The organism is Streptomyces durocortorensis, assembly GCF_031760065.1.
Classification (GTDB): domain Bacteria; phylum Actinomycetota; class Actinomycetes; order Streptomycetales; family Streptomycetaceae; genus Streptomyces.
On sequence record NZ_CP134500.1, the window covers coordinates 3,911,276 to 3,936,682 of the forward strand.

The 25,407-nt window shown below is 69.4% G+C and carries 24 protein-coding genes, 4 tRNA genes and 1 pseudogene; 12 read left to right on the forward strand and 17 right to left on the reverse strand.

Annotated elements, in window-relative coordinates; translation table 11 throughout:
- Positions 1-11 precede the first annotated feature (11 nt).
- The 4 genes from RI138_RS17240 to RI138_RS17255 form a co-directional block, all read right to left on the reverse strand.
- Positions 12-88: transfer RNA gene (locus RI138_RS17240), tRNA-Phe, on the reverse strand.
- 22 nt (positions 89-110) lie between these two features.
- A tRNA-Asp gene (locus RI138_RS17245) sits at positions 111-185 on the reverse strand.
- A 38-nt stretch (positions 186-223) separates the two neighbouring features.
- Positions 224-296, reverse strand: a tRNA-Glu gene (locus RI138_RS17250).
- Positions 297-376: 80 nt separating this feature from the next.
- Complete coding sequence (locus tag RI138_RS17255; RefSeq protein ID WP_311120649.1) at positions 377-2,005, reverse strand: metallophosphoesterase family protein; 1,629 nt, start codon at positions 2,003-2,005, stop codon at positions 377-379.
- Positions 2,006-2,129: 124 nt separating this feature from the next.
- On the opposite strand from RI138_RS17255, the gene RI138_RS17260 reads away from it, so the two are divergent.
- The 5 genes and pseudogenes from RI138_RS17260 to RI138_RS17280 all read left to right on the forward strand — a co-directional run bounded on the left by RI138_RS17260 (position 2,130) and on the right by RI138_RS17280 (position 6,299).
- Positions 2,130-2,480, forward strand: coding sequence for a metallopeptidase family protein (locus RI138_RS17260; RefSeq protein ID WP_030196002.1), 351 nt, complete (start codon positions 2,130-2,132; stop codon positions 2,478-2,480).
- Positions 2,477-2,674 (forward strand): annotated as a pseudogene (locus RI138_RS17265) (CrcB family protein); the annotation flags it as partial. The gene RI138_RS17260 and the pseudogene RI138_RS17265, both read left to right, overlap by 4 nt.
- Positions 2,675-2,918: 244 nt before the next feature.
- Complete coding sequence (locus tag RI138_RS17270; protein ID WP_311120650.1) at positions 2,919-3,509, forward strand: hypothetical protein; 591 nt, start codon at positions 2,919-2,921, stop codon at positions 3,507-3,509.
- A 239-nt stretch (positions 3,510-3,748) separates the two neighbouring features.
- Positions 3,749-5,986, forward strand: a complete 2,238-nt coding sequence (locus RI138_RS17275) for a DEAD/DEAH box helicase (RefSeq protein ID WP_311120651.1) — start codon at positions 3,749-3,751, stop codon at positions 5,984-5,986.
- Positions 5,987-6,225: 239 nt separating this feature from the next.
- Positions 6,226-6,299 (forward strand) — tRNA-Lys (locus RI138_RS17280).
- Positions 6,300-6,444: 145 nt separating this feature from the next.
- Here the strand turns inward: RI138_RS17280 and RI138_RS17285 are convergent.
- Positions 6,445-7,014 carry a hypothetical protein gene (locus tag RI138_RS17285; protein ID WP_311120652.1) on the reverse strand — a complete coding sequence of 190 codons (570 nt, stop codon included), beginning with the start codon at positions 7,012-7,014 and terminating at the stop codon, positions 6,445-6,447.
- A gap of 76 nt (positions 7,015-7,090) precedes the next feature.
- On the opposite strand from RI138_RS17285, the gene RI138_RS17290 reads away from it, so the two are divergent.
- Complete coding sequence (locus RI138_RS17290) at positions 7,091-8,578, forward strand: 5'-methylthioadenosine/S-adenosylhomocysteine nucleosidase family protein (protein WP_311120653.1); 1,488 nt, start codon at positions 7,091-7,093, stop codon at positions 8,576-8,578.
- Between the two features lie 13 nt (positions 8,579-8,591).
- Here RI138_RS17290 and RI138_RS17295 read toward each other — a convergent pair whose 3' ends face one another.
- Positions 8,592-10,130, reverse strand: coding sequence for a site-specific integrase (locus RI138_RS17295; protein WP_311120654.1), 1,539 nt, complete (start codon positions 10,128-10,130; stop codon positions 8,592-8,594).
- On the reverse strand, positions 10,127-10,816 hold the full coding sequence (locus RI138_RS17300; protein WP_311120655.1) for a helix-turn-helix domain-containing protein: 690 nt from the start codon (positions 10,814-10,816) through the stop codon (positions 10,127-10,129). The genes RI138_RS17295 and RI138_RS17300 overlap by 4 nt, the downstream gene beginning before the upstream one ends.
- A 94-nt stretch (positions 10,817-10,910) precedes the next feature.
- Here RI138_RS17300 and RI138_RS17305 point away from each other — a divergent pair, with 94 nt between their 5' ends.
- From RI138_RS17305 to RI138_RS17330, 6 genes are all read left to right on the forward strand, one after another.
- On the forward strand, positions 10,911-11,141 hold the full coding sequence (locus tag RI138_RS17305) for a hypothetical protein (protein ID WP_029394830.1): 231 nt from the start codon (positions 10,911-10,913) through the stop codon (positions 11,139-11,141).
- A 374-nt stretch (positions 11,142-11,515) separates the two neighbouring features.
- Positions 11,516-12,661, forward strand: a complete 1,146-nt coding sequence (locus RI138_RS17310; protein ID WP_311120656.1) for a DUF3631 domain-containing protein — start codon at positions 11,516-11,518, stop codon at positions 12,659-12,661.
- A gap of 201 nt (positions 12,662-12,862) precedes the next feature.
- Positions 12,863-13,675 carry a DUF2637 domain-containing protein gene (locus tag RI138_RS17315; RefSeq protein WP_398863171.1) on the forward strand — a complete coding sequence of 271 codons (813 nt, stop codon included), beginning with the start codon at positions 12,863-12,865 and terminating at the stop codon, positions 13,673-13,675.
- A 294-nt stretch (positions 13,676-13,969) separates the two neighbouring features.
- The gene (locus RI138_RS17320) at positions 13,970-14,356 is read left to right on the forward strand and encodes a plasmid mobilization protein (protein ID WP_311120657.1); all 387 of its coding nucleotides are present in this window, start codon (positions 13,970-13,972) and stop codon (positions 14,354-14,356) included.
- A 4-nt stretch (positions 14,357-14,360) separates the two neighbouring features.
- The gene (locus RI138_RS17325) at positions 14,361-16,067 is read left to right on the forward strand and encodes a relaxase family protein (RefSeq protein WP_311120658.1); all 1,707 of its coding nucleotides are present in this window, start codon (positions 14,361-14,363) and stop codon (positions 16,065-16,067) included.
- 101 nt (positions 16,068-16,168) lie between these two features.
- On the forward strand, positions 16,169-17,215 hold the full coding sequence (locus RI138_RS17330) for a phosphotransferase (protein WP_311120659.1): 1,047 nt from the start codon (positions 16,169-16,171) through the stop codon (positions 17,213-17,215).
- Here RI138_RS17330 and RI138_RS17335 read toward each other — a convergent pair.
- The 10 genes from RI138_RS17335 to RI138_RS17380 form a co-directional block, all read right to left on the reverse strand.
- Positions 17,212-18,249 carry a glycosyltransferase gene (locus RI138_RS17335; protein ID WP_311120660.1) on the reverse strand — a complete coding sequence of 346 codons (1,038 nt, stop codon included), beginning with the start codon at positions 18,247-18,249 and terminating at the stop codon, positions 17,212-17,214. The two genes, RI138_RS17330 and RI138_RS17335, sit on opposite strands and share 4 nt — an antisense overlap.
- Positions 18,250-18,255: 6 nt before the next feature.
- On the reverse strand, positions 18,256-18,870 hold the full coding sequence (locus RI138_RS17340) for a hypothetical protein (protein WP_103532470.1): 615 nt from the start codon (positions 18,868-18,870) through the stop codon (positions 18,256-18,258).
- Positions 18,864-19,736, reverse strand: a complete 873-nt coding sequence (locus tag RI138_RS17345) for a PIG-L deacetylase family protein (protein WP_311122915.1) — start codon at positions 19,734-19,736, stop codon at positions 18,864-18,866. Before RI138_RS17345 ends, RI138_RS17340 begins: the two co-directional genes overlap by 7 nt.
- Before the next feature lie 32 nt (positions 19,737-19,768).
- Positions 19,769-20,500 (reverse strand): glycosyltransferase, encoded by a 732-nt coding sequence (locus RI138_RS17350; RefSeq protein ID WP_311120661.1) that lies wholly within the window; start codon positions 20,498-20,500, stop codon positions 19,769-19,771.
- The gene (locus tag RI138_RS17355; RefSeq protein ID WP_311120662.1) at positions 20,497-21,378 is read right to left on the reverse strand and encodes a phosphotransferase; all 882 of its coding nucleotides are present in this window, start codon (positions 21,376-21,378) and stop codon (positions 20,497-20,499) included. Before RI138_RS17355 ends, RI138_RS17350 begins: the two co-directional genes overlap by 4 nt.
- Positions 21,375-22,262 carry a glycosyltransferase gene (locus RI138_RS17360; RefSeq protein WP_311120663.1) on the reverse strand — a complete coding sequence of 296 codons (888 nt, stop codon included), beginning with the start codon at positions 22,260-22,262 and terminating at the stop codon, positions 21,375-21,377. The genes RI138_RS17355 and RI138_RS17360 overlap by 4 nt, the downstream gene beginning before the upstream one ends.
- A 79-nt stretch (positions 22,263-22,341) precedes the next feature.
- Positions 22,342-22,536, reverse strand: a complete 195-nt coding sequence (locus RI138_RS17365; protein WP_311120664.1) for a hypothetical protein — start codon at positions 22,534-22,536, stop codon at positions 22,342-22,344.
- On the reverse strand, positions 22,533-22,979 hold the full coding sequence (locus tag RI138_RS17370; RefSeq protein WP_311120665.1) for a recombinase family protein: 447 nt from the start codon (positions 22,977-22,979) through the stop codon (positions 22,533-22,535). The genes RI138_RS17365 and RI138_RS17370 overlap by 4 nt, the downstream gene beginning before the upstream one ends.
- 193 nt (positions 22,980-23,172) lie before the next feature.
- Positions 23,173-24,375: a helix-turn-helix domain-containing protein gene (locus RI138_RS17375; RefSeq protein ID WP_311120666.1), complete on the reverse strand. Its 1,203-nt coding sequence runs from the start codon at positions 24,373-24,375 to the stop codon at positions 23,173-23,175.
- A gap of 89 nt (positions 24,376-24,464) precedes the next feature.
- Positions 24,465-25,127: an HAD-IA family hydrolase gene (locus tag RI138_RS17380; RefSeq protein ID WP_311120667.1), complete on the reverse strand. Its 663-nt coding sequence runs from the start codon at positions 25,125-25,127 to the stop codon at positions 24,465-24,467.
- Positions 25,128-25,407 lie beyond the last annotated feature (280 nt).

Genomic DNA, 25,407 nt, shown 5'->3' on the forward strand with positions numbered 1-25,407 from the left:
GGGCCTTCGAGTGGTGGCTGGGGCCGGGATCGAACCGGCGACCTATCGCTTTTCAGGCGATCGCTCGTACCAACTGAGCTACCCAGCCACGCAGCCGCTGGGGCTGCAAGCGGTCCTGACGGGATTTGAACCCGCGGCCTCCACCTTGACAGGGTGGCGAGCACTCCAAACTGCTCCACAGGACCAAGCAATGTGCGAAGCAAGTCTCGCACACGGTGAAACGTGCCCCCAACGGGATTCGAACCCGTGCTACCGCCTTGAAAGGGCGGCGTCCTGGGCCACTAGACGATGAGGGCTATTGGCCCGCCGGTTCGCTTTGCAGCGCGTCGGGGACGAGAGAAGCATATGGGATGGGTGGAGCTATCGCCAAAACGGTTTACGGCGATGGGGTCGGCCGCGTCGGGGAGCCGGTCGGGGAGGGGCCGGAGGGTGACGGCGGGGCGGGCGACGTGGGGGCGGGGTCCTTCAGGTTCTCCTCGGGAAGATGGCGGCTGACCTCGGCGGTCGTCAGACCGAGACCGCCCAGCGTGATCTCGTCCCAGGCCTGGAGCCGGCGGCTGGCACGGTCCATGTAGAGCACCGACGCGTGCACCTTCTCCGGCTTCTCCTTCTCCACGGCACGCAGCCCGCCGCCGCCCGTGGAGCCCTCGACCTTCAGCCGTGTGCCGAGCTTCAGCTGTTCGTTGATCCGGCGGTGGAGGTGGCCGGACAGCACCAGCGGGACCGTGCCGTCGGTCTCCCGGGCGGTGTTGGGGTCGTGGGCGACGGCGATGTCGACCGGGGTACCGGCCCGCTTCTGGTCGCGCAGTGCGGAGGCCAGGCGCGCGCCCTCCAGCTGGGCGGCCGCCTTGCCGCCGACCGGGGCGGTCCGGTTCGGGGTGAAGGAGATGTCGCCGGTGCCCGCGATCCGCAGTCCGCCCACGTTCACCGCCTTCCCGTCGTCCAGGACGTGCACGTTCTTGAACTTCTCCAGATAGGCCTGCGTGACGAGGGAGTCGTGGTTGCCGCGCACCCACACGTAGGGAGCACCGAGGTCACGGATCGGGTCGAGGAAGCTGTTCTCCGCGGAGGAGCCGTGGTCCATCGTGTCGCCGGAGTCGACGATGACGTCGATCTCGTACTGCTCGACGAGCGAGGCGATGATGTGCCAGGCAGCCGGGTTGAGGTGGATGTCGGAGACGTGCAGGACCCGGATGGTGCCGGGGTCGGGCCGGTAGACGGGGAGCGTGGAGGTCGCGTCGTACAGCTTGGTGACGTTGGTGACCAGGCGGGCCAGTTCCTGCTGGTAGATGTCGAACTCGGTGACGATCGACCGGGCGTCGCCGACGACGGACGGGGCGCTGGAGAGCAGCCCGGAGAACTTCGGCTCCAGGACGGACTTCGGGTTCCAGGTGGCGTACGCGCTGACACCGGAAGCGGCCAGCAGGGTGAGGGCGAGCCCGCCGGCGGTCAGGGCGCGGCGGGGGCGGCGGTAGACGACGAGGCCGAGCGCGGTCGCTCCCGAGACGACGGCGACACAGGAGCGCACGGCGAGCTCCCGGGTGCCGGCGGCGACGTCCCGGGTGACCTCGTCCTGGAGGCCGGAGAACCGTTCCGGCTGGTCCACCAGGGCCTGGGAGCGCTCGGGGTCGAGCCGGTCCACGTCCACGTCCAGCCGGAGCGGCGCGACGTGCGAGTCCAGCTCCAGGGCCCCGAGCGGCGCCACGTTGATCTTGCTGCCGCCGGAGAGGGACGGGCGCAGGGTCATGTTGGTGTCCATGGGGCCGACCGGCGTACGGATGCTGCCCACGGCGAGCAGCCCGAGCCAGGCGCCCAGCACGACGACGGCGAGCATGCCGAGCGCGCGGAGGCAGGGGTGCTGGGCGGGTCCGGTCGGATCGCCGGGGACGGCCGCGCGGGGGCGGGGCCGGGGGCGGGGGTCGAAGCGGGACTTCGGGCGGCGGACGAGCAGGCTGAGGCGGTGCCGTACGCGTTCGGCTGCGGCACGGAACGGGACGCGGACCATTGGGCCCGTATGCCCCGTTACGGCCTCGTCCATGCCGGGCGTCGGCCGGGCGTCGGCCGGCCGAGGGGGCGGGGAAGCCGTCGTGGGCTGCCCGCGGCGGCTCGTCGTACGCGACAATGGCGGCGTGCTGGAGATGACGCGCGAACAGTTCGAGGAGCTGGTGAGCCAGGCTCTGGACCGGATTCCGCCGGAGCTGACACGGCTGATGGACAACGTGGCGGTCTTCGTCGAGGACGAACCGGACCCCGGCGACCCCGACCTGCTCGGGCTGTACGAGGGCACCCCCCTCACCGATCGCGGCGAGTGGTACGCCGGGGTGCTGCCGGACCGGATCACCATCTACCGGGGGCCGACGCTGCGGATGTGCGAGTCGCGGGAGGACGTCGTCGCGGAGACCGAGATCACGGTCGTGCACGAGATCGCCCACCACTTCGGCATCGACGACGAGCGGCTGCACGCGCTGGGCTACGGGTGAGCGAGCAGCGGCCGGACGAGCCGCCGGAGCCCTGACCGCCTGCCGCCCCGCAGGGCCGGGTGCTCGCGGCGGTGGCGCCGGGCGGCGCGCTCGGAGCCCTCGTCCGCTACGGGGCCCTGGCGTTCCGGCCGGGCGGGAACGGCTTCCGGCGGACGGTGTTCGGGGTCAACGTGTCCGGCGGCGCTCTCATCGGCGCAGGGGGAGCGTGGCGGTAGAGGCGGGTGCCAGGAGGGGGCGGGCCGGGAGGGGCGGTCGGTGCTGGTGCGGGCGCAGGAGGAGCGCCGCGGGGGCCGTTCGGCGGGGGCCGGGCGGGCGGGTGGTGTTCCGGGCGTGTCTCCGGCGGGGTCGGGGGAGTTGGGCACGGTGCGTCGCCGTATCGCGTTCGGCCCACTTCGCTCCTGCTCCCCGTTCCCGCCCCCTCGCCCCGGAGGTGCCCCCGTGCGCCATTTGTCCGTCCCTGTCCGTTGGGCAGCCGTCACCGCGTTGACGATCGCCGCGTCCACCGGCTGTATGAGCGTCGGTGACGGCGACGAGGGCGCCCGGCCGGGCCCCTCGCGGTCCGCCGGTTCGGCCGGGTCGGCCGCCGACCCGGCCGGGGACACGGTTCCCGGCTCCGGGCATTCCGGGGGCCGCGCGGGCGACCCCCACCCGCACTCGGACCGGAAGTCCCCCGACGGCACCCCGAGCCCGGGCGCGTCCGAGGGTGAGGAGGCGTCGGGGGCCCCGGAGGAGCCGCGCCCCGAGCCCGGCGCCCCGCAGCCCAGCCGAGGGGGCCACACCCCGACGCCGACGCCCTCGACTCCGGGGCCGGGGGAGCCGCCGCCGGAGAGCCCGGAGCCGCCCGCCCCGCCGGTGCCCGACCCGGACCCGGAACCGGACCCGGAGCCCGAGCCGGAGCCCACCGACCCCTCGGAGCCGCCGCCCTCGGCCTCGCCCGCCGCGCAGCACCGCACCCATGCGATGAGCGGATCGGACGATGCCGCCTCGCGGCGGACGCCGGAGGCATCACCGCAGGTGGGGCCGGTGTAGCCGGGGTCACAAGGAGGGCGGTTTGCGCAATGTGGGTGAGAGTGCGTATGGTGGTAGATCGTTTGATCCCATTGCCCGGCGCCGACACAGAAGAGCGCCGTGTGGCGCGTACTCTCCCTTGCCGTGGCTGGACCGCATTGAGGCGGTCGAAATTGCGAATCACGGAGTTATGGGCGCGTGCCGAGACTCCGGAAGGTTTCGCATTTCGCATGTCAATTTCCAGTTCTGACCGCACCGTCATGCCCGAGAACATCGACAACGCCGAGCTCACCGAGCTCGTCGAGGCCGCTGTGACCGAGGCCCCCGCAGGCACCACCGCCCCGGCCGCCGAGGCCGAGAGCGCGCCGGCCGCCGACGCGACCGCCCCGAACGCCGACGCCGAGAAGGCCGCCGACGCCGAGAAGGCCGAGGCGGACGCCGAGCCGACCGTCACCTTCGGCACCCTGGGCCTGCCCGAGGGCATCGTCCGCAAGCTCGCGCAGAACGGTGTCACCGCGCCCTTCCCGATCCAGGCGGCGACCATCCCGGACGCCTTGGCCGGCAAGGACATCCTCGGCCGTGGCCGTACGGGCTCCGGCAAGACGCTCTCCTTCGGTCTGCCGACCCTGGCCGCCCTGGCCGGTGGCCACACCGAGAAGAAGAAGCCCCGCGCGGTCATCCTCACCCCGACCCGTGAGCTCGCCATGCAGGTCGCGGACGCGCTCCAGCCGTACGGCGATGTGCTCGGCCTCAAGATGAAGGTCGTCTGCGGCGGTACGTCGATGGGCAACCAGATCTACGCGCTGGAGCGCGGTGTCGACGTCCTCGTCGCCACCCCGGGCCGTCTGCGCGACATCATCAACCGCGGCGCCTGCTCCCTGGAGAACGTCCAGGTCGCCGTCCTCGACGAGGCCGACCAGATGTCGGACCTGGGCTTCCTGCCCGAGGTCACCGAGCTGCTCGACCAGATCCCCGGTGGCGGTCAGCGGATGCTCTTCTCCGCCACCATGGAGAACGAGATCGGCACGCTGGTCAAGCGTTACCTCTCCAACCCGGTCACGCACGAGGTCGACAGCGCCCAGGGCAACGTCACGACCATGTCGCACCACGTCCTCGTCGTGAAGCCGAAGGACAAGGCGCCGGTCACGGCCGCCATCGCCGCCCGCAAGGGCCGCACGATCATCTTCGTCCGCACCCAGCTGGGCGCCGACCGCATCGCCGAGCAGCTCATCGAGTCCGGCGTGAAGGCCGACGCGCTGCACGGCGGCATGACCCAGGGCGCCCGTACGCGGGTCCTGGAGGACTTCAAGAAGGGTTACGTCAACGCGCTCGTCGCGACCGACGTGGCCGCCCGCGGTATCCACGTGGACGGCATCGACCTGGTCCTGAACGTCGACCCGGCCGGTGACCACAAGGACTACCTGCACCGCTCGGGCCGTACCGCCCGGGCCGGCAAGTCCGGTGTCGTCGTCTCGCTGGCGCTCCCGCACCAGCGCCGCCAGATCTTCCGCCTGATGGAGGACGCGGGCGTCGACGCCTCGCGCCACATCGTCCAGGGCGCGGGCGTCTTCGAGCCGGAGGTCGCCGAGATCACCGGCGCCCGCTCGCTCACCGAGGTCCAGGCCGACTCCGCGAACAACGCCGCCAAGCAGGCCGAGCGCGAGGCCGCCGACCTGACGAAGCAGCTGGAGCGCGTCCAGCGCCGCGCCGTCGAGCTGCGCGAGGAGGCCGACCGCCTGGTCGCCCGTGCCGCGCGCGAGCGGGGCGAGGACCCCGAGGCGGCGGTGGCCGAGGTGGCCGCCGAGGCCGAGGCCGCCCTCGTGGCAGCCGTCTCCGTACCGGAGCAGCCGGCCGCCCGCGACGAGCAGCGCCGCGACGAGCGGGGCAACTACGAGCGCCGTGACAACCGCGGCGGCGACCGTGGCGGTTACCGCGGCAACGACCGCCGTGACGACCGCCCGTCGTTCAACCGCGACCGCCGTGACGACCGTGGTGGCCGTTCCTTCGAGCGCCGCGACAACGACCGTCCCTCCTTCAATCGTGACCGTCGCGACGACCGTCCCTCGGGTGGCTTCCGCTCCGGTGGCAACGACCGCCGTGATGACCGTGGTGGCCGTTCCTTCGAGCGCCGCGACAACGACCGTCCCTCCTTCAACCGTGACCGTCGCGACGACCGTCCCTCGGGTGGCTTCCGCTCCGGTGGCAACGACCGCCGTGATGACCGTGGTGGCCGTTCCTTCGAGCGCCGCGACAACGACCGTCCCTCCTTCAACCGTGACCGTCGCGACGACCGCCCCTCCGGTGGCTTCCGCTCCGGCGGCAGCGACCGCCCGTTCAACCGTGACCGTCGCGACGACCGTCCCTCGGGTGGCTTCCGCTCCGGCGGCAGCGACCGCCCGACCGGCCGTCGTGACGACCACCGCGGCGCCAACACCGGCACCAACACCGGTTCCTTCGGCCGCCGCGACGACAAGCCGCGCTGGAAGCGCAACGGCTGACCCCCGCCCGGCCGACTCCCGGCCGAGCAGGTCCGCCTGACAGACCGGCAGGGCCCGTACGCCACCGAACCGACTCGGTGACGTACGGGCCCTGTTGCTGTCCCCCATGTTCCTCACTGTTCCTCCGGAGCACACAACCCGGAGCGAAACGGACACGGCGCGGGGCGTGACAGGGCCCGACACCGATACCGAATCGGCTGCCGGGACCGGGCGGGCTATGCTCGTGTGTGATGTGACCGGGGCCGTTAGCTCAATTGGTCAGAGCAGCGGACTTTTAATCCGTTGGTTGTGGGTTCGAGTCCCACACGGCCTACCGACAGCAGGGCAGGGGAAGCTCCCTGACCTGCGGTGGAGCGCCCCGACCGGTTTCGACCGGGCGGGGCGCTTCGTCGTTCGAGGGCGCGTGCGTGAGCGATGCGTGAGCGCCACTGATATCGAACGCTGCGCTCACGAGACAGTCACCTCTCCGCGTAACGGAGGAACTGGATACCCAGGCCGACCAACATGACGGCTTCCAGGACGGAGGCCGTGGTCAACAGAGCGCTGTCCCCACCCGAGCACCAGAAGGCCATGAGCGCAGAGAAGGGGGTGAGGAAGAAGGCTGTCAGATCGACGATCGTCTGGGTGACCTTGCGAGAGACCCGCTTCGCGTCGCTGCGGTGGAAGGTCTCCCAGCCGAAGAGCGGGGACCCAGCGTCCACTTTTGTTGCCAGTTGACCGGCAAGTTCGGTGCGGACGTACCGCCCGATGGCTGAGATCTTCTCGTCGTTGACGAGGTAGGTCCACCCAAGCACGATGCAGACGACCGGTAGAGCCAGCAGCAACTGTGGACGCTTGGTTTGTAGAGCGACAGCAGTCAGAGCAGTCACGGCCGCCAGCGTGACGTACAGCAAGTTGTCGCGGAATCCGATGCGAGCTCGCTGCTCATCCTTGATCTGGGCGTACTCAGCGAGGAGCACGGCGCTCTCGCTCGTTTCGCCGTTACCAGCCACGGGTTCCCCCTCACGTACCGACACGATGCCGTTCACCCGTTCACAGTCGCCGACAGGGCCTACGGTATGAACCTGGAGAGCGGACTCCGCTGTGAGGCTGCACCGTGAAGCGATGCTGGGCAAGGGGGCCGAGTTGAACGAGGCATCGGACAAGATCGTTGTGCTGACGGCGCTGCCGTTGGAGTACCAGGCCGTGCGTAGCCTCCTTGAGGACCCGAGGCGTGTTGATCACGCTGGAACTATCTTCGAGCACGGGCGCCTTGCTGGTACCTCGCACACGGTCTATCTGACGTCTACCGGTCCCGGCAACGATTCGGCCGCAGCGCTTACTGAGCGAGCCGTCAGTTTTGTTCAACCACGAGCTGTTTTCTTCACGGGAATTGCTGGAGGGCTTAAATCGGATATTTTTCCAGGGGATATCGTAGTCGCGACTGAGGTACACGCATACCACGGAGGCAAGCAGGACCCGGACGGGTTTAAGGTCCGCCCTCGTAGTTGGGAAGCCTCCTATCAGTTGCAGCAGGTGGCCCAGTACGTTGCGAATGTCGGCACATGGAGGAGCAAGCTTCCCGAGGGAGCGCGGACTTCGACCGCCGTTCACTTCAAGCCCATTGTGGCTGGCGACGTCGTACTGAACGCTCCTCAGGAGTCCTCGCTAAGGACATTCCTGGACCACTCCTACAACGGTGCCGCCGCTGTGGAGATGGAAGGTGCCGGATTCGCCAGCGCGGCCCACAAGACTCAAGCCGTGCCCCATCTTATGATCCGGGGCATTAGTGATAGAGCGGACGGAACGAAGCAGAACACTGATGGCCAAGGGCTGCAGGAAGCGGCTGCCAGTCACGCCGCGCTCTTCCTGGCAGAGGTGATCACTCAGCTCAGCCCGCCACCGACCTCTGTCGGTGGCCCAGACTTCAGTACCTCGCGACGACTCGACGACGAACTGGTCTGGCAGCCCCTTGAGCAGGCGGCTGCGGTGTCTTGGCGCAAGAACCTGATCCCAACGAGTGGGTACACGAGCAGTGCTTCGTTGCTTGAACTCCACCTCGTGCCTGTCCCCGCAACCAGCAGAGTGCCTGCGGTGCGAATGCAGCAGCTGACTGCCGAGTTGGTTGATCTAGGGAGGGCGGAAGGGTTCTTCACTAATCTTGAGCATGTAGAAGCTTATGATTCGGCCGAGGTGGCTTTGGTGGCCGTAAAAGATCGGCATAATCGTTCAGCTGGGATCGCAATTACACGATCAGGTCAACGAAGTGCCTGGGAGGCTCTTCCGCATCCGGGCCTTTCCTATGTGCTGGACGAGGATCGTACAAGCGATAGGATCGAAATTCTGCTGAAGATTTTGAATTCTATTGCTAGTCCCGCCGCTTCGCGTTATGCCCCTGCTGTGGCTGTCGAGAACACCAGGATGGTCACGGTAGAGCGCCTTAGTGAAGTTAACCCGCACTCCGCCAGAATCCGGCCAACTGATGCGCCCATCGAAGTTCAACCCGAAGAGGCCATCGGTGTCGAAATGATTTCCAGGTGTGGTCGAGAGCTGGCCGAAGAGCTTACTGCTCGATTGATCTACTCTTTCCGAAACCCGCGTCGTCACTGGTAGAGGAGGTCGCCGGTCATTGGGCCGGAGGCGAATCGGACTGTGACGATGTAGGGCGGCTGCGCTGGATCAGAGCGGCTGCCTTCTCCGCGATCTCACGGTCTACCTCAGGCAACAGGCTCGTATACGTGTCTGAGGTCAGGGTGATCGTGGAGTGGCGGAGGGTCTCCTTGATCGTGTGGATGTCACCGCCGGCGCCGTGGGTGAGCGTCGCGGCCACGTGGCGGAGGTCCCGCAGGGTGATGGGCGGGAGGTCGGTGGTGGCGAGGAGGCGGCGGAAGGTCTCCGAGACCGTCTCCGGGTGGAGCCAGGATCCGTCTTCCTTGGTGAAGATCTTCCCGGTCTCCTGCCAGGCGGCCCCCGCCTTCTTCCGCTCCCGTGCCTGACGCTTCCTGTGCGCGCGCAGGACGGCCACGTTCACGCTGTCGAGAGCGATCGTGCCGGCGCTGCCGTCGGTCTTCGGCTCGGACTCGTACGGGTCCCAGCCGTCGACAACGATCTCCTTGGCGGGGGTGATGAGGCCGGCGTCGAGGTCGGTCTCGTGCCAGTCCTGGCCGACTGCCTCGCCGCGCCGGAGGCCGCGGGTGCCCATGAGGTGGAAGACGGCGTAGAGCCGGTCCTTCTCGGCTGCGTCCAGGAAGACGCCGAACTGCTGCGGGGTCCACACCATCACCGGACCGGGGACCTCGACCGTGTCCCGCCAGCGGCGGACACGTGCGTCGGTCCAGAGGAGCGGCTTGGGGCGCTTGCCGGACTCCAGCTCGACGTGGGCGGCCGGGTTGAACGTGATGAGTTGCTGGGCGATGGCGGAGTTCAGGGCCGCGCGGAGGGTGCGGCGAACGGCCTGCCTGGTCGCCGGGCCGGTGATCTTCCGGAACGGCTTCATCTCCGCCAGCTTGGCCCGTTCGGCGGCGAGCAGGGCCCGCTCGGCGGTGACCGGGCGGCCAGGACGGCTTGGCTTGCAGCGGGCGATCTGCTCGCGGCGGGCCTGGTTCTCGGCGGCGATCACCTCGTTGTCGTCGGCTATCCCGTCGAACATCTCCACGAGGTGACCGACGTTGAGCCGGTCCAGGCGAATGTGCCCGATACGGGGCTTCAGGTGGACGCGGATGTGCGACGCGTACCCGTTGAGGGTGGTCCTGCGGCGCTTCTTCGACGCGAACCAGGCGTCCAGCCACTCGCCGACCGTGAGGCTGCCCCGTAGCCCGAGCCCGGCCCTGAGACGCCGCCGTGTCTCCTCGACGTCGGGCAGTGTCGCCTTCTCGTCCCCGACCTCCTCCAAGAGCGTGACGAGGCGCTGGAGGCTGTCGGGATCGTCCGTGTCGGCCAGGGCGAGGAGCGCACGGACGTGGTCGAGGTCGGCCTGGGCGGCCTTGAGGGAGTCGTAGCCGGCGCGGCTGAAGGAGCGGCGGGTGCCGGCTTCGCGGGGTGGGAGTTCCTGGCGTATGGAGTATGAGCCGTGCTTGCGGTTGGTGAGCTTGGGGCACTTCTTGCCGAGCGGTTTGCCGGTGTGGGGGTCTCGGCAGTAGCAGCGGCGGTGGGTGGAACCCTTCAAAGATCGTTCTCCTCGGTGGGGTCGGTGTCGGGCGAGTCGATGTCGGCGAGCGGGGAGGGCAGGTGGGGCGGGGTGCCGCCGGCCTCACGGATGGCGTCGCGGTGGCGGCCCAGTTCGTACTTGGCATTGGCGGCTTGGTCGGCGTACCGGGCCAGTGCGCGCTCGGCTGCCTCCCGCTGGACGCGGTTGGGGGCGGTCCTGACCTTCCAGCGTTCGTAGTCCTCGCTTTCCACGGCGGCCAGGGCCGAGCGGAGTTCGAGGTCGTGGGCGAGGAAGTGGTCCAGCATGTGGTCGGTGGCGTCTTCGGCAGATTCGTTGCCGGTGAACCACTGGAGCGCGTCCCAGGCCGGTTGCGGTTCTTTGTAGGGGAGTTGGCGGACTTCGTCGACGTAGCCGACGGGGTAGATCAGGCTGATCGGGGACATGCGCAGGGCCTTGGCGAGGACCATGACCTCGACCAGGGGGAGGACGGCGCGGCGGCCGGACTCCATGTTGGCGATCACGTTGCGGGGGATCGGGTAGCCGATCTCCTCGCATCTGTCGGCCAGATCCTGTGCGCTCCACCGCAGTTCCTTCCGTCGTCTGCGGACCTCGCCGGCCACGGTGGCCACGACGTGGTCCTCCCATTCGAGGTCGTCGGCCTCGGTGTCTTCTTCGTATCCATGGTCGGAACGGCGCTGTGTCATGAAGACACATTAGCTTGCCTACCGTTGATTCCATGGCCTGGAGACGAGCGTGATCGTCGTGTTCGCCGAGGGCTCAGTCATGGATGGAGCGTGCATGCGCGAGAGTCGACCCGCGAGCAGTGCCAAGGGCATGAGCCGCGAGGAGTTGCTGGAGCTGCCAGCTGCCGTTGACCTGGATACGGGCAATCGAGCGTTGGGGCTGGGGAGGAGCAAGGGGTACGAGCTGGCGAAGCGCGGCCAGTACCCCTGCAAGGTGCTGCGGCTGGGCAGCGCCTACCGAGTGGTGACCGCAGATCTGCTGGCGCTGCTCGGGCTGGCAGCGTGACGGGGCGGAAGCGTAGTGAACCGTTCTGCGCTGAGCTGACACAGAAAGGCTGGACTGTTGCCGGGCTTGGACGTACGGTCCGTGTTCCCTCGCTGTGGCCTGGAGCCCGCGAGATAGGGGTGAGCCCCCGGCGGTGCAACGCCGGAGGCCCGAGCAACCCCGAACGGCCCTGGAAGAACCAATCCGGCGACAAGGGCGTGCGAGCCCGCCGCCAGACGAGGAGCTGCCCTGTGCAACACCCCGAACCCCCGGCCCATTCCGATCTCGACGCGCGGGATTGGCCGCCGACCGCGATCCCCGGCATGCCCGGTCGGTACACGGGCGAATGGTCCGTCGCCGATGAAGCCGACGGGACCGGGAGGGCCTCGGCGGACATGCTTGCAGAGGAGGCGGCACCGATCCCCGAGCCGACCGCCGGGTCGAAGGTGCTGGACGAACTGCGTGGTCAGCTGGCGAAGTTCGTGATCCTGCCCTCGCCGGAGGCGCTGGACGCCGTCACGCTGTGGGTGGCGGCCACGCACCTGCAGACGGCGTGGCAGCACGCGCCGCGCCTCGCGGTCGTCGGCCCGGCGAAGCGGTGCGGTAAGTCGCGGCTCCTGGACGTGGTGACCGAGACCGTGCACGACCCGTTGATCACGGTCAACGCGTCTGCTGCCGCGGTGTTCCGGTCGATCACCGACGCCCCTCCGACCCTTCTGGTCGACGAGGCCGACACGCTCTTCGGGTCGGCGAAGGTGGCGGAGAAGAACGAGGAGATGCGTGGCCTGCTCAACGCCGGTCACCAGCGCAACCGCCCGACCCTGCGGGTCTCCGGCCCGAACCACGAGGTGGCGAAGTTCCCCACCTTCGCCATGGCCGCCCTCGCCGGGATCGGGGACCTACCGGACACGATCATGGACAGGTCGGTCGTGATCCGGATGCGCCGCCGGGGGCCGGGGGAGAAGGTCGCCGAGTTCCGCACCGTACGGGACACCCCCGCCCTGCACGCCGTGCGGGACCGGCTCGTGGCCTGGCTCGGGCCGCTCTACGACACCGCCATGGGCCTCACCCCGCCCATGCCGGTCGAAGACCGGGCCGCCGACACCTGGGAGCCGCTGGTCGCCGTCGCCGACCTCGCGGGCGGCACCTGGCCTGCTGCTGCCCGGGCCGCCTGCCTGGCCATGACGCGGCACGAGGCCGAGCAGGAACAGGACAACAGCGCCCTGAACCTCCGGCTTCTCGCCGACATCCGCCGCGCCTTCGCCGTCGAAGGTAACCCGGCCTTGCTCCGTACCGGCCGTCTCCTCAGCATCCTCAACGACGACACCGAGTCGCCCTGGCCGGAGTACAAGGACAAGGGCCTGACCGCACGCGGCCTGCAGCTCCTGCTGAGGGACTACGGCATCAGCGCCTCCAGCCACCGCTTCCCCGGTGACTCCCAGGCCCGGGGCTTCACCCGCGAGCAGTTCGCCGACGCCTGGGCCCGCTACTGCCCTGAGCCTCCACCGGCTGCCGAGCCACTGCTCCTGCCGACCCCATGACCGGCGTCTGACCCGGCACGACCCGTCCCCACCCGCCCCGTCGCAGGTCAGGGCCGGGACGGGTCACCCGCCCGTGACGGGTCGTCCCGATGTCGCAACCTCAACCCGTACCTGCTCCGACCAGGCACGCGACGGGTTGCGACAGGTCCCAGCCGGACACGGCCGAGCCCACCTTCCCTGACCCCTTGGAGTGCCCGCCCCTTGTCCTCGCCCAGCACCACCGCACCGCCCGAAACCGCACCGACAGCCCTTCCCGCCCTGATCCGCACGGGCGTCGCCCTGATGGCCGTGGCCGCCTTCGCGCTCTCCTACGACGCGCTGCGCCAGATGGCCGCCGCCAGCCACATCCACCGGGTGCTCACCTACGCCTTCCCCCTCGTGATCGACGGCTTCATCGCTATCGGCGTCGGCGCCCTCCTGGTCATGCGCACCGCGCCCGTGAGGTCCCGCCGCTATGTGGGGGCGCTGGTCGGGGTCGCCACCATCACGAGCATCTGGGCCAACGTTCTGCACGCGGTCCGCCTCAACCAGCAGACCCACCGGGACGGACTCACGCTCGACAACATCACCGTCGGCGTCATCTCCGCCATCGCCCCGCTCGCCTTGGCCGGAGCCGTTCACTTCTACCTGATCGTCCAACGCCGACCCACGGAAACGGAGCCACGAGAAGACCTCCGCCACATCACCGTGGACACCGATCCGGAACGTGGCGCGACAGCCATGGACGAGCCGATGGCCGACAAGAGGGACGTGGCTCAGGCCCCCGTCGGGCAAGTGGCTCAGTCCAGGAAGCCGAACGCCACCGGACATGCCCAGAAGGCGATCGTCACCTTCGAGCAGGCAGTCGAGATCGGACGCACCGCCTCCCTGGGACGTGGCGGGCGGGTATCCCGCCGCAAGGTCGAGGGGGCAATCCGCGACAAGGGATTCGGTGTCGGCCGCGAGCGCCTCGACCAAGTCAAGAGCTTCCTCCAGGAGGAACTCGACCAGAGCCGCGACGCCACTTCGACGTAGCTCGCCCCTCCGAACCTCGGCTGCTCGCCACAGGAAATCCCTGGGGCGAGCAGCCCTTCCCTCGCCGCAGTCGCCCGATCAGAGAGCCCTCACATGCACGAACAGCCCCTCCCCGATCCCCCTCAGGCCGTCCAGCACCCGGTCTCGACGCCAGCATCGGGCGCAGCAAGTTGTCGGGTAAGGAGTCCTTACCCGGCCTCCGCCCCCAGGGGCGCGGAGGCATCCGGCGCCGAGGGGGCGCCGGTGTCGGCCGGCCCGGGGGAGCCGACTCGGGAAGAGACCTCGCAGTCGTCCGTGCCGCGTCGTCGTCTGCGTGAACCTACGCTGCGTGAGAAGCGCGTCCACCCGCGCTTCAGCGAGAACGAGTTCGCCCTCCTCGCGACCGCTGCCCGCCTGAGCCGCATGCCGGTCGGCGGCTACGTCGCCGAGACCTCGCTCGTCGCCGCCCGCTCCAACGACCCCGCTGGCGCGGTCGCCGACTACCGCGCCACGGTCAAGGTGCTGATGGCTGCCAACGGGCGGCTCGCCCAGGTCGGCAACAACCTCAACCAGCTCACCCGCCACCTCAACCAGGACGGCCCCTGGCCCGAAGCGGACCTCGTGCGGCGGCTGCTGAGCCACATCGAGGCGTCGGTCGCCGACGTGGACGTGGCCATCGCCCAAGTGACCTCAGGACGGTGACCTCGTGATACCGAAGATCATCCTCGGCAAGGGGGCACGCGCCACCCGCCGTCTGATCGGCTACCTGTACGGGCCCGGCTCCGCCAACGAGCACACCGACCCCCACCTGGTGGCGTCCTGGAACGGCTTCGCCCCCGACCCCGGCCGCAGCCCCCACCGCAACCCCAGGAACGTCGAGGACCAACTCGCCGCGCAGCTTGACCAGCCCGTGAACATGCTCGGCGACAAGGCCCCGGCCACGACGGTGTGGCACTGCCCGGTCCGCGCCGCGCCCGAGGACCCGATCCTGACCGACGCCCAGTGGGCGGACATCGCCCGCCGGATCGTGGCTGCCGTCGCCATCGCCCCCGAAGGCGACGAGGAAGCCTGCCGCTGGGTCGCGGTTCGGCACGCCGACGACCACATCCACATCGCCGCCACCCTCGTCCGCCAGGACGGCCGCCGCCCCCGCCGCGACCACGACATCCGCGCCGTCCAGCGAGAAGCCCGCAAGATCGAGATCGACTTCGGCCTGCGCCGACTCAAGCCCGGTGACGGCACCGCTGCCAAACGCCCCACCAGCAAGGAGCACTTCAAGACCAAACGCCAGGGCCAGGACACCACGACCCGCGAGATCCTGCGCCGCCGCGTCCGCCGCGCGGTGGCCGCAGCCTCCACCGAGACGGAGTTCTTCGCCCTGCTGGAAGCGACCGGCGTGAACGTGCGGCCCAAGACTGGACCGTCCGGCGACACTCTCGGCTACAGCGTCGCCCTGCCCGGCGACCTCAACAAACACGGCGAACCGGTCTGGTTCTCCGGCTCCACTCTCGCCGGAGACCTCTCCCTGCCCAAAATCCGCCACCGCCTCACCACCACCGCTCCTGAACCGGTCACCGCGCGGTCGGCCGACCCCTGGCACCAGGCCACGGCCGCCACCGAACGCATCCCCGACCACCTCACCCACAGCAGCGACCACACCGCCCAGGGCCAGCTCGTCGCCCTCGGAGAAGCCCTCGATCTGCTGCCGCTCACCGCACCGGCCGAGGCGAAACGGGAACTCGAACGAGCCGCCACCGCCTTCGAGCGCGCCACCCGCTCCCGCATCACCGCCGACCTCCACAGCACCCGCGTCCTGCGCCGCAGCATCCAGACCATCCTGCTCACCCCCGCCACAACACGCGACGGGACCGGACTGGCGATGCTGCTGGACGCCGTCCTCATCGCCGTGGCCTTCGCCCGGCACTGGCACCAAACCCACCAGCACGCCCAGCAGGAAGCCGCCGCCGAACAGACCCTCACCCACCTCCAGACCGCCTACGCCCACGTCGCCGTCCCGGTCCTGGACGGCATCGCCCGCCGCACCCCCGGCCCCCAGACCACACACCGCTACGCCCGCCACCTTCAGCAAGCCGCCCCCGAGCACGCCGACCGCATCCTGAAAGACCCCGCCTGGGACTCCCTCGCCACCGTCCTCGCCGACGCCGAAACCGCCGGCCACAACCCCGCCACCCTCCTCGACCAGGCCCTCGGCCAACGCACCCTCGACGACGCCCGCAACCCCGCCCGCACCCTGACCTGGCGCATCCACCGCCTCGGCCAACGCCACACCCCCGGCCCTCGCGCCCAAGCCGCCATGGCCCGCAGCACCACACGACGCCCCGGCAATCCGATCCACCCTGAGACGGCCACGCCGGCCGCTGCACCGCAGCAGCCACATGTACGGCGACGTTGATCACGGTGGTCAGAGTGGTTCCCGTCATAGACGTCCGGCCTCGCAGAAGCAGCCAGTGATCCTTGTGCGCCTGGGCAGCTGGCTCCCGTATCGTCGCCCAGGTGACCGACGCGAACGTGGCGGGCAGAACGCACATCCCCGTAGACGATCTTGCCGAGTTGATCAAAGTGTTCGACATCGGCGAGGTGCTGGATCGGCGGCACTTGGCCGATGGCCTGATGAACGTGAACTGGCGGCTGGACACCCCGGTCGGGAGGTTCGCCCTCAAGCGGGTCACGGATGTGCCGATCGACCGGCTCCGGCGCAACCTCGCGGTCCTCCCCGTCCTCGTTTCGCACGGCGTCCCCGTACACGTTCCGCTACCCACCGTTTCGGGCGATGTGATCGCCGAAGTCGGCGGCAGCGGCTATTGCCTGTTCCCCTGGTCGGACGGGGAACACGTGCGTGGAATCGACCTGCCCTTGTCGCAGGTGTCCGAACTCGGCGCACACCTCGCGCGGCTCCATGCGGTACTGAACCGCGCCGCCGAGGGCGCAGGGCTGCCCGCCGTGCCGCCATCGGTCACCGCGGAGGTGACGGAGGCCGGGCGAGCCGTGGAGACGGCCGATCGGCTTGCGGGGGCGGTGCCGACCGGGGGTGTCGGCGACGTCTTCGACGTGGCCGCGTCCGCTGCCCTCGAAGAGCGCAAGCTCCTTCTCGACAAGCACGCCCACCTGCGCCCCGAGGGGGAAGTCCATGCGGGGCCACACGGTTGGACCCACGGTGACTTTCAGTACCGGAACCTCCTCTGGGCGAGTGGTGAGCTGGTCGCGGTTCTGGACTGGGACCGACTGGGCATTCGTTCGTACGCGGAGGAAGTCGTGCGTACGGCGCAGGTGCAGTTCGGTGTGAAAGGTGTTTTCGACCTGGAGCGGGTGTCGGCGTTCACGGCCGGCTACCGGTCGGTGATCCGGCTGGAGCCGGCCGTACTGGTCGATGCCGCCCGACGGCTGTGGTGGAAGCGGATGACGGACTTCTGGCAGCTCGAATTCCACTACGACCGGGGTGACCACTCCTGCGACGACCTCTTCCTTGCCGACGAGGCACTCCTGCACTGGTGGACGGAGCGGCTCGACGCGGTGGAGCGGGCGTTCGCCGGGACTGTCTAGTTCTGGATACCGAGTTCCAGAAGTTGGGGAAGGCACGGTCGCGTGAACCGGGTCGCCCGGCGCCGGGCCCTTGTTCCCAGGCCCTCGCAGTCGGCGTTCCGGATCTCTTGCGTCCATGCCTCAGGGCCGGCGGTGCCGGGCAAGACAATGCCCGCGTCGCCGATCGCTTCAGGGATGCCGCCCCGATTGGTCCCGATGCTCGGGACCCTGTGCAGCGCAGCTTCGATGATCACGCGAGGGAAGGCGTCCTCTACGACGGACGGGACCAGCAGCAGGCGGTGGCTCCGGTACAGGGGCCCCATGTCGTACACGCGGGGCACGTACGTCACGTTCCGGTGCGCGGCGAAGTCGGCGGCCGTGTCCCACCAGCCTTCGACCAGGGTGAAGTGCTGTTCCGGCATGAGGCGGATGAGTTGATGGAGCAGATCCGAGCCCTTGGCGGGGATGGGATTGATCATCAGTACGGACGTGGAGCGGTTCTCGTCGGTGCTCGGCCCAGGTGGAGCGAACGGCGGGTACATCACGGCAAGGCGGGTTCCGGCGGCGTGAGGTGCGCGTGCCCGGACGAACTCCGACACGGCGAAGCCGTAGTGGGGTCGGCCGGCGAGGACGCTCAGACCCGTGGCGGAGACGGAATGCAGGAGGCCGGCGACGAGTGTGGTCGAACGGGCTTGTACGGCGAGCTGCGCCGAGCCTTCCTGCGAGGTGAAGACGACGTCGGGACGGAGCGTGCTCAGCAGGCTCCCAAACGCGTGCTCCACGTTGTTCTGCGTCAACGCGGAGCACGCGACCCCGTTCCACCGGTAGTGCAGGGCACCCGCTTCCTCGTCGTACGGGACGCGATGCAGGTCCAGGTGGGCGCGCATTTCCGGGAGCTGGGTCCTCCCGTTCCAGGGGGCTTCGTGCGACCCGAGGTAGGTGACGTGCCAGCCCGAGGAGGCGAGTTCTTCGGCGAGGAGTTGCTGGGTGACCTCGGCGCCGCCGATGAGGAACGGCGGCGGGGTGCGGCGCCAGGCGAAGAGGGCGGTGGGCACCGGCGATCACCTGGCCCAGAAGGAGACGAGGGCTTCTACGGCCTGGGCGACGTCGTCCGGGTCGGCGGCCGCGTCCAGGACGGTGAGTTCTCGTGTCACGGGTTGTCGGGCCGTGTGGACGAAGTAGTCGTGGGCGTGGTCCAGGAAGGCGGGTTCGTGGAGGAAGTAGTCGGACTCGGCAGCCGTATGCCCAGCGGCCTTGCGCCGCAGGTGGAGGGATTCGGCCGGAACGTCGAGGTAGAGGGTGTGGTCGGGCCGGAGGAACGGGAGTGCCTGGAGTCGGTGGTGGAGCTGGTGGTGGACGCCGTACCCGAACAGGGCGTCCAGGGCGTACGCGTGGGCGAGGAGCGTGTCCACGGAACGGTCGAGGATCACCAGGCGTCTGCCGCTCGCGGCGGCCTCGGAGACTCTGGTGGTCTCGATCTCCATGAACCTCTCGAAGGCGCCGAGTTGAGCAGCCGCAGAGGCGGTGCGGGCCGGGGGGATGTCGTCGCGGTGGCTGATGTGCTTGACGTAGCAGTCGGAGACGAACGCCCGGGTGCCGAGGGCGGTGCGGCGCAGGTGGCGTATCGCCGTGGACTTCCCGGCGTACGAGGGTCCCTCTAGGGCGACGATCAGCACGACGGCTCCGTTCGGTAGAAGCGTTCGGCGTAGAGGCCGGGTGGGTCGACGAGGCCGGGGAGGTCGACGGCCGTGGTGAAGGCGTGCCGGATCGGCCGGTACATCTTCCGGGCCGGGTGCATCTGGGAGCCGTGCATTCGCAGGACGGTGACCTTGTCCAAGACCACGTCGGTGATGTCAACAGGCTCGGGGCGCATCGTCGCCCCCGTACGCGTACGGAAGAGGTGCTGGTCGCAGCCGGCGAGCGCATACGTGGACCAGAAGGCGAGGTCCTCCCAGAACCAGCGGCACCCGAGACGAACGGCCGCCTCGTGGACGAGGAGGTGGTCGGGGTGGCGGGTGACGGCGGCGGGCGCGAGGAGTTCGGCGCCGGGGTGGGCGGCGGCGATCCGGTGGAGTTCCTCCGTGATCCGGTCGAGTCTCTCAGGGGCGTAGGGCAGGTACGGAGGGTCGGCGTCCTTGTGGCCGAGGAGGTACCGGCGGGCGCCGAACGGTGCGAGCGCGGCGGCACCCTCGCAGTCGCGCAGTCCAGACACCGCTTCGATGTCGGTGTACGTGGTCTCCAGGGCGGGGTGAACGCTGCGGGAGCGGGTGAAGACGGTCACGACGGTGAGCGGTCGGGGGCGGGCGAGGAAGGTGCCGGAGGCGGACAGGGCGAAGTCGTCGTGGTGGGGTTCGACGACGAGGACCGGGCGGCCGGCGGGGGTGCGGGCCTCGATGTAGTAGGGGACGCGGGTGTGAGGTGCGGTCACCTCCAGGACGTGGTGGTCGTGGGCGTGGTGGCGGTCGGCGAGCTGCCGGGTGTGCTCCTCGTGGGCGCGGTGGAGGTCGTCGGGGAAGGTGTAGATGCCGTGGCCGTCCGGCACGGGCAAGGGCGGGCGCACAGGGGACTCCTTCGTCATCGCACGGTGGTCTCGTACCAGTGGCGCCACTTGCGGGGCGACCGGAGGCGCAGACGGGCGGTCACGGGGTTCTGCCACCAGAGCATCCGCAGGCTCGACCACTGGTCGTAGCGGCGGGTCGACGGACGTACGCGCAGTTCGTCGAGGATCGTCACGGGGCGGCCGGTGGCCTGGCCGTGTGTGGTGAGCCGGGCGAAGAACTCCACGTCCTCGCTCATGAACAGGTCGTCCCGGTACCCGCCGATGCGGTGGAAGGCGTCGGCGGTGCAGAACTGGTTGACGCCCTGGGCTCCCCCGCGCCGGGTGCGGTGGTGATCCCAATAGGCGCACAGCAGGCGGGCGCCGAGACGTTCGGGCGTGTAGAGCGGAGGAATGGCTCCGCCGACGGCCCCGGCGTTCATGGCGGCTGCAGCTGCGGTGACCGCCTCTAGGGGAAGGGCTACGTCGGCGTCGGTGAAGAACAGCCGATCGCCGCGGGCGGCGGTCGCTCCGGTGTTGCGGACCCGGCCGATGCTGCGGACGGTCTCGGTCACGACGCGGACGCCGAAGGAGGCGGCCGTGTCGGCGGTGGCGTCGGTGCTGGCGTTGTTGACGACGATCACCTCCCCCATGTGGCCCGTGGCCTCCTCCCAGCGGGCGAGCGAGGTGAGGACGGAGGGGAGGTAGCGGGGCAGGTAGGCGGCCTCGTTGTAGGCCGGGATCACCACCGACAGGGCAGGTGTGGTCATCGGTGCGTCCTTTCCGGGCGGTGGGTGCGGAAGAGGTATGGGGTGCGTCGGCTCAGGTCGTCCAGGCGGCGTTCCCACAGGGCGCGGTCGTCGCCCGGGGAGGAGTACGCCCAGGAGCGCGTGGTGTGGAAGACGGCCCATGCGGACAGGAGGCGGTGGTCGAGGGCGAGGGGGTAGGCGTCGGTGACCGTGCGGGCCAGAAGTGGAGAGAGGGCATTGGTCATGACCAGGGTCTGGGCGACGTCGGACTCGCGGGGACCGGCTGCGGCGTCGGTAAAGTCGACCAGGTGGCGGACGGCCCGGGGGCGGGCGAGTACGACGTTGTCGCCGTGTAGGTCGCCGTGGCACCACACAAGCGCCGTGGGGGATGCGTCGGTGATGGCAGCCAGGGCGGGACCGATGCGGTCCAGCCCGCTGGGCGGGCAGCGACGGCCGAGCGAGGCGACCTGTTCGTAGAACGGCCGACGTGGTGCCCACGGCTGGACGGGTGCCCGGTGCAGGCGCCCGAGTAGGCCGGCCAGGTCCTTCAGGGTCCGCTCGTCGGAAACCAGACCAGATCGCATGGCGCTGCCGAGGGTGAGTGGCCCCAGGTCGGAGGTGATGAGGGCGGTCGCCTCGTGACCAGGGACGTGGCCGTATCCGACGACAGTCGGTACAGGGACGTGGTGCGCCACCGATCGGATCGCGGCGCTCTCCGTTGCCGCGTTTCGACGTGCGGTGGCCGCGTACAGCTTGATGACGACGCTTCGCCCGTCCATCAGGCCCACCCGGTACACAGCCGTGCGCGAGCGGGCGGACAGACGGCACGCGGTACGAACCGGGGCACCGACCAGAGCGAGGGCGGCGCGCGAGACGACGGCCGGGACTGCCCCGGTCACCGCACACCCGCCGGTTCCATGCCGACGGCGCCCAGCCGGCGGACCTGCCTCATGACACCCGCCAGGTGCCGGCGGTACTCGACGACGTCCTCCGTGGCGGGGCAGTCGGCCTGCCACGGCTTCTCGGGACCGACGAAGTGCATGAGAGTGGCGGCCGGATCGGGCTTCGGCGACCGCCTGACGACCCGGCGCACCCAGTTCCCGCGTTCGAGGAACCGGCCGACCTCGAACCGGTTGAAGCCGCCGGTCACCGGGCGCACTCGGCCGGATCGCAGGAGCCACAGGTTCAGGGCGTCCTGGTCGTTGTGGAGAATGTGGCGCCGCGCGTGCGTCAGGGCGTGCTCGACGCCTCGGCGGACACGGGGCATGTGGTCGGTGTGGAGCCAGAGCACGCCCGCGTTGAAGTACGGGCGCCCACGCAGGTGGGGCCAGCGTTCGGCAGCTCCGGGCAGGGCCGGGCATGCCCCGACGGTCGGGTTGAACTCGTCGCGTACGGCACCGGTCTCGTCCGGCCGGAGCGAGCCCAGCGGAACGGTGAGGTCTCCCTGCACGAGGACATCCGCATCCACGTAGATCAGGTACGGCCGATGGACGAAGGCCCTGGTGAACTCGAAACGCAGATAGGTGGTGATGCTGATGTAGGAGGCGTCAGCCATCCGCAAGGTCCGCAACGGGACGCAACGGCGAATGTCGAAGGAGCCGAAGCCCCTTCGCTTGGCGAGGTCGGAGAAGAGCAGGGCCTGCGTTCGGGTGAGGTCGAGCGTCAGCACGCGTACGGCGGCGCTGCGGCGGGCCGCAGGAGTGAGTCCGTCCGCCAGCCCGCAGAGGGCAGCGAGACCGGGGACGAGGTACTGCTGGTCGATGCACAGGCCGAACGCGTACATGGGTGATCCGCCTTCCGGGAGTGGTGCACGGGCATGACGAACGGGTCGAAGGCTGTCGGAGGAGAGGAGCAGCAGGGGCCTACGGGCTGTCGTGGACTCCGCGGCGGGCGATGATCTCCAGAGTGTCGGGGTCGTCGGTCTCCCAGTGGGGGCCGCCGCCGACCGGCGGTCGCAACACCCAGACGGTGCCGCGGCCTCGGACATCGGTGACGATCGCTCGCGTGCCACACCCGTCCCTGACGAGGTCGCCGCCCCACGCCCTTGCCGCAGTCACGAAGCACCTTCTTCGGCCGCTTGGCTCTGTGGTGCCCAGCCGGAGGCCGCGTCTGCGATGTCGCGTCGCCGCTCGCGCTGGCCGGGCGTGTAGCGGGTCGGCAAGGCCCCGGCGACGTCGGTGAGGAACCCGCCTCGTTCGCGGATGAGGACACCGAGGCTGGCGAACTGGGCCGCATCGGACGCGACATGAGTCAGCGCACCGACGACGATCCCCCGGATCATGCCTGTGGACAGGGCGGCCGTGACGGCCTGCCAGCCGGGGCGTTCCGCGAGTGGCAGGCCCGGGTCGGAGTCGGACCATGCGCCGGCGACGTGCCAGTGGCGTGCGTCGGCGTAGTAGCGACCCCGCTCCTCTCCCTCACGGACGGCGGTGGAGGTGAGGGCGCAGACGTAGACGGCAACGGGAACGTGACCCAGAGCGCCGGATGGATTGATCGGCATGCCCACAAGGCTGCTGGGCTGTCAGGCACAGGCCCAGACACGGCCCGTGACTCCGGCGGCGGCCCGTACTCAACTGCCATGCCACGCCTCGTGGCATGGGAGGGAAGCCAGCTTGGCTAGGTGCAACGATCCGTATCAGTCGTGCAGATGGCAGCAACCGCACTGCTACGGACCGTTGCAGTGCCGACGAGAGTCAGCGCACAGCGAGTGGGACGCCTGCGGAGTCAGCGAGACCCCTGAGCCGGTGACCGGACACTCCGGCGAGCCGACTGATGATGACCCCGGGGAGCATCTGGTGGCGCACCCATCCCGGAGCCATCGTGCAGACGTTTTGGAGCGTGTCGGCGGCGGCGTCCCACCGCCGACATTCGACCTGGGTGAGGGCGACGTCTAAGCCGTAGCGGGCCCGGGTTGCCAGGGGGACGGCCTCGTCCAGGCGAACGGTATCCATCAGCCGCAGCGCTCCGGCAGTGTCGCCGAGCGCCACTGCGATGCTCATGGCCTGCGTGGCGGCGTACATGGGCCCGTACGGCTGGGCATGGGAGCCACGAGCCCGTTCCTCACCTATGCGGGCGGCAACGGCATGGGCTTGAGACAGATATTCGCGGGCGCTGTCCGCTCCGGCGCCGCCTCGGGACGCGGCGACAGCGGCGTTCGTGACGAGCTGGCCGTACACGCTCAACCGGTCCGGATCGTGCTCGCTCATCCTGGGTTCGATCCGGTCGGCCTGGGCTGCGGCGAGAAGGAAGCCCTGTTTCGTACGGCCGTCTCGAAGGTTGACCCACGCGGTCGTCGCGGCGAGGTGGGCGTCCCGTAGATCGTCCCCGGTCTGCACGGCGATCTGGCGGCCGTACGTCAGCGCCGCGTACGCGAGATCGCGCGAACCGAGCACGTTGGCCGCCATGCCCGCAGTCTGGAAGGTGTCGATCAGAATGCCTGCTGCGGCTTCCCGCTCGACGCTGCTTGCCGCGTCGAACCTGGCTCGCGCCTCGGGGAGGAGCCGGCCCAGGAGGGTGCCGAGCTCGGTGTACCTGCCTTCCCAGTAGGCGGCGTCCGCGCGACGGACGACTGCACGGAGCTCTTCGGTGGTGCCGGGCTCGACATCGGCGGGGATACCGATGGCAGCGTCATGGGTGGCTGCGGAAACTAGGCGCAGAGCGGCGCGTTCGTCGCGGTCCATGGACCGCCGGGGAGCCTGCTGCCCGAGAAGCACAGCGATGTCCGTGCCGAGCGCGTCGGCGATCGAAAGTAGAGAGGGGAGGGACGCCGTTCCTCCGCGTTCGAGCTTGCGGACCACACCGACGGACACAGCGGCGGCCTCGGCTAACTGCTCCTGGGTCATGGCGCTGCGGAGCGCCTTCATACGCTCCGCGGTGGTGTATTCCGACCATTGCATGATCTAGAACCTCCGCGTGATGGGATCCACACGGACAGTACTGGGTGGAGCGATCGTGCCGACAGGCTTTGACCGGACAGTAGTTGGCCCTATGTCACGGTCGTCGCCGTTACGCCGAGGAGCGCCTCCAGCTCGGCCACCGAGATGTCCTCGTCGGTCGCGTGGACGGTGGTGATGCCCAGCTCGGCAGCCGGCGGGAGGTTGACCGCGTGATCATCCACGAAGACGCACTGCTCGGCTGGGACGTCGATGAGTTCGAGAGCGAGCTCATAGATGGCGGGGTCGGGCTTGGCCAGCCCCACGAGCTCGGACACCACGTGTACGTCGAACAAGTCCCAGATGCCGACGTGTTCGTACGGGTTGAACGGATCGAGGCCGAAGCTGTTGGAGAGCAACGCGAGCCGATGACCGGCCGCCCGCGCGGCGCGGGCAAGCGCCACCATCCGACTAGCCACAGGCACCTTGGCCCAGGCCCGCCCCATAAGGTTCACGGGATCGATGTGCTCACCGAGAAGCGAGGCCGTGCTCTGGTTCCACTCGGCTTGCCCTATCTCGCCGATCTCCAACGCCGTGTAGAGACGACGGCCTTCAGGGTGATCGTTGAGAGTTCTGCGCCACGCTCCAGGCGCCAGCCCTTCGGAGACGCACCAAGCGCGGTGGACGTCGACGGGGCTGGCGGTGAGCACTCCGGCGAAGTCGAGGATCAGGCCGTGCTGCTTATCCGTCTGGGACGCCTCCGTGTTGTGTGACATCCGGCGCTTGACCCCTTCCGCAGTTGGTCTCCTGGGCGACGCTATCGCGCGGCGATGCGACTGCACACAGGGTCCGCCACCCAGTGGGTTCATACAGTCCGCAGAAAGCAAGCCAATGCTCTCGTTCGAAGTGCAGCCTCTGGGTGGACCTCGCAGCCTGTGAGGCGACCGTAGGGAGAACGCGGAGGGGATCGGTGCTGTTCAGCGATTCTTCTGACAGCGCGTATCGCCCTCCGTAATCTTGACGTACACGGAGAGACAGGGGGATGCATGACAGACT

What these genes read in the sequence shown, in the direction of transcription:
- RI138_RS17275 (WP_311120651.1), top strand. Translation starts at nt 3,749, where the DNA reads ATGCCCGAGAACATCGACAACGCCGAGCTCACCGAGCTCGTCGAGGCC.
- RI138_RS17375 (WP_311120666.1), bottom strand. Translation starts at nt 24,375, where the DNA reads ATGCAATGGTCGGAATACACCACCGCGGAGCGTATGAAGGCGCTCCGC.
- RI138_RS17300 (WP_311120655.1), bottom strand. Translation starts at nt 10,816, where the DNA reads ATGACACAGCGCCGTTCCGACCATGGATACGAAGAAGACACCGAGGCC.
- RI138_RS17290 (WP_311120653.1), top strand. Translation starts at nt 7,091, where the DNA reads ATGCTGGGCAAGGGGGCCGAGTTGAACGAGGCATCGGACAAGATCGTT.
- RI138_RS17360 (WP_311120663.1), bottom strand. Translation starts at nt 22,262, where the DNA reads ATGTACGCGTTCGGCCTGTGCATCGACCAGCAGTACCTCGTCCCCGGT.
- RI138_RS17255 (WP_311120649.1), bottom strand. Translation starts at nt 2,005, where the DNA reads ATGGTCCGCGTCCCGTTCCGTGCCGCAGCCGAACGCGTACGGCACCGC.
- RI138_RS17380 (WP_311120667.1), bottom strand. Translation starts at nt 25,127, where the DNA reads ATGTCACACAACACGGAGGCGTCCCAGACGGATAAGCAGCACGGCCTG.
- RI138_RS17350 (WP_311120661.1), bottom strand. Translation starts at nt 20,500, where the DNA reads ATGACCACACCTGCCCTGTCGGTGGTGATCCCGGCCTACAACGAGGCC.
- RI138_RS17310 (WP_311120656.1), top strand. Translation starts at nt 11,516, where the DNA reads ATGCTTGCAGAGGAGGCGGCACCGATCCCCGAGCCGACCGCCGGGTCG.
- RI138_RS17370 (WP_311120665.1), bottom strand. Translation starts at nt 22,979, where the DNA reads ATGCCGATCAATCCATCCGGCGCTCTGGGTCACGTTCCCGTTGCCGTC.
- RI138_RS17305 (WP_029394830.1), top strand. Translation starts at nt 10,911, where the DNA reads ATGCGCGAGAGTCGACCCGCGAGCAGTGCCAAGGGCATGAGCCGCGAG.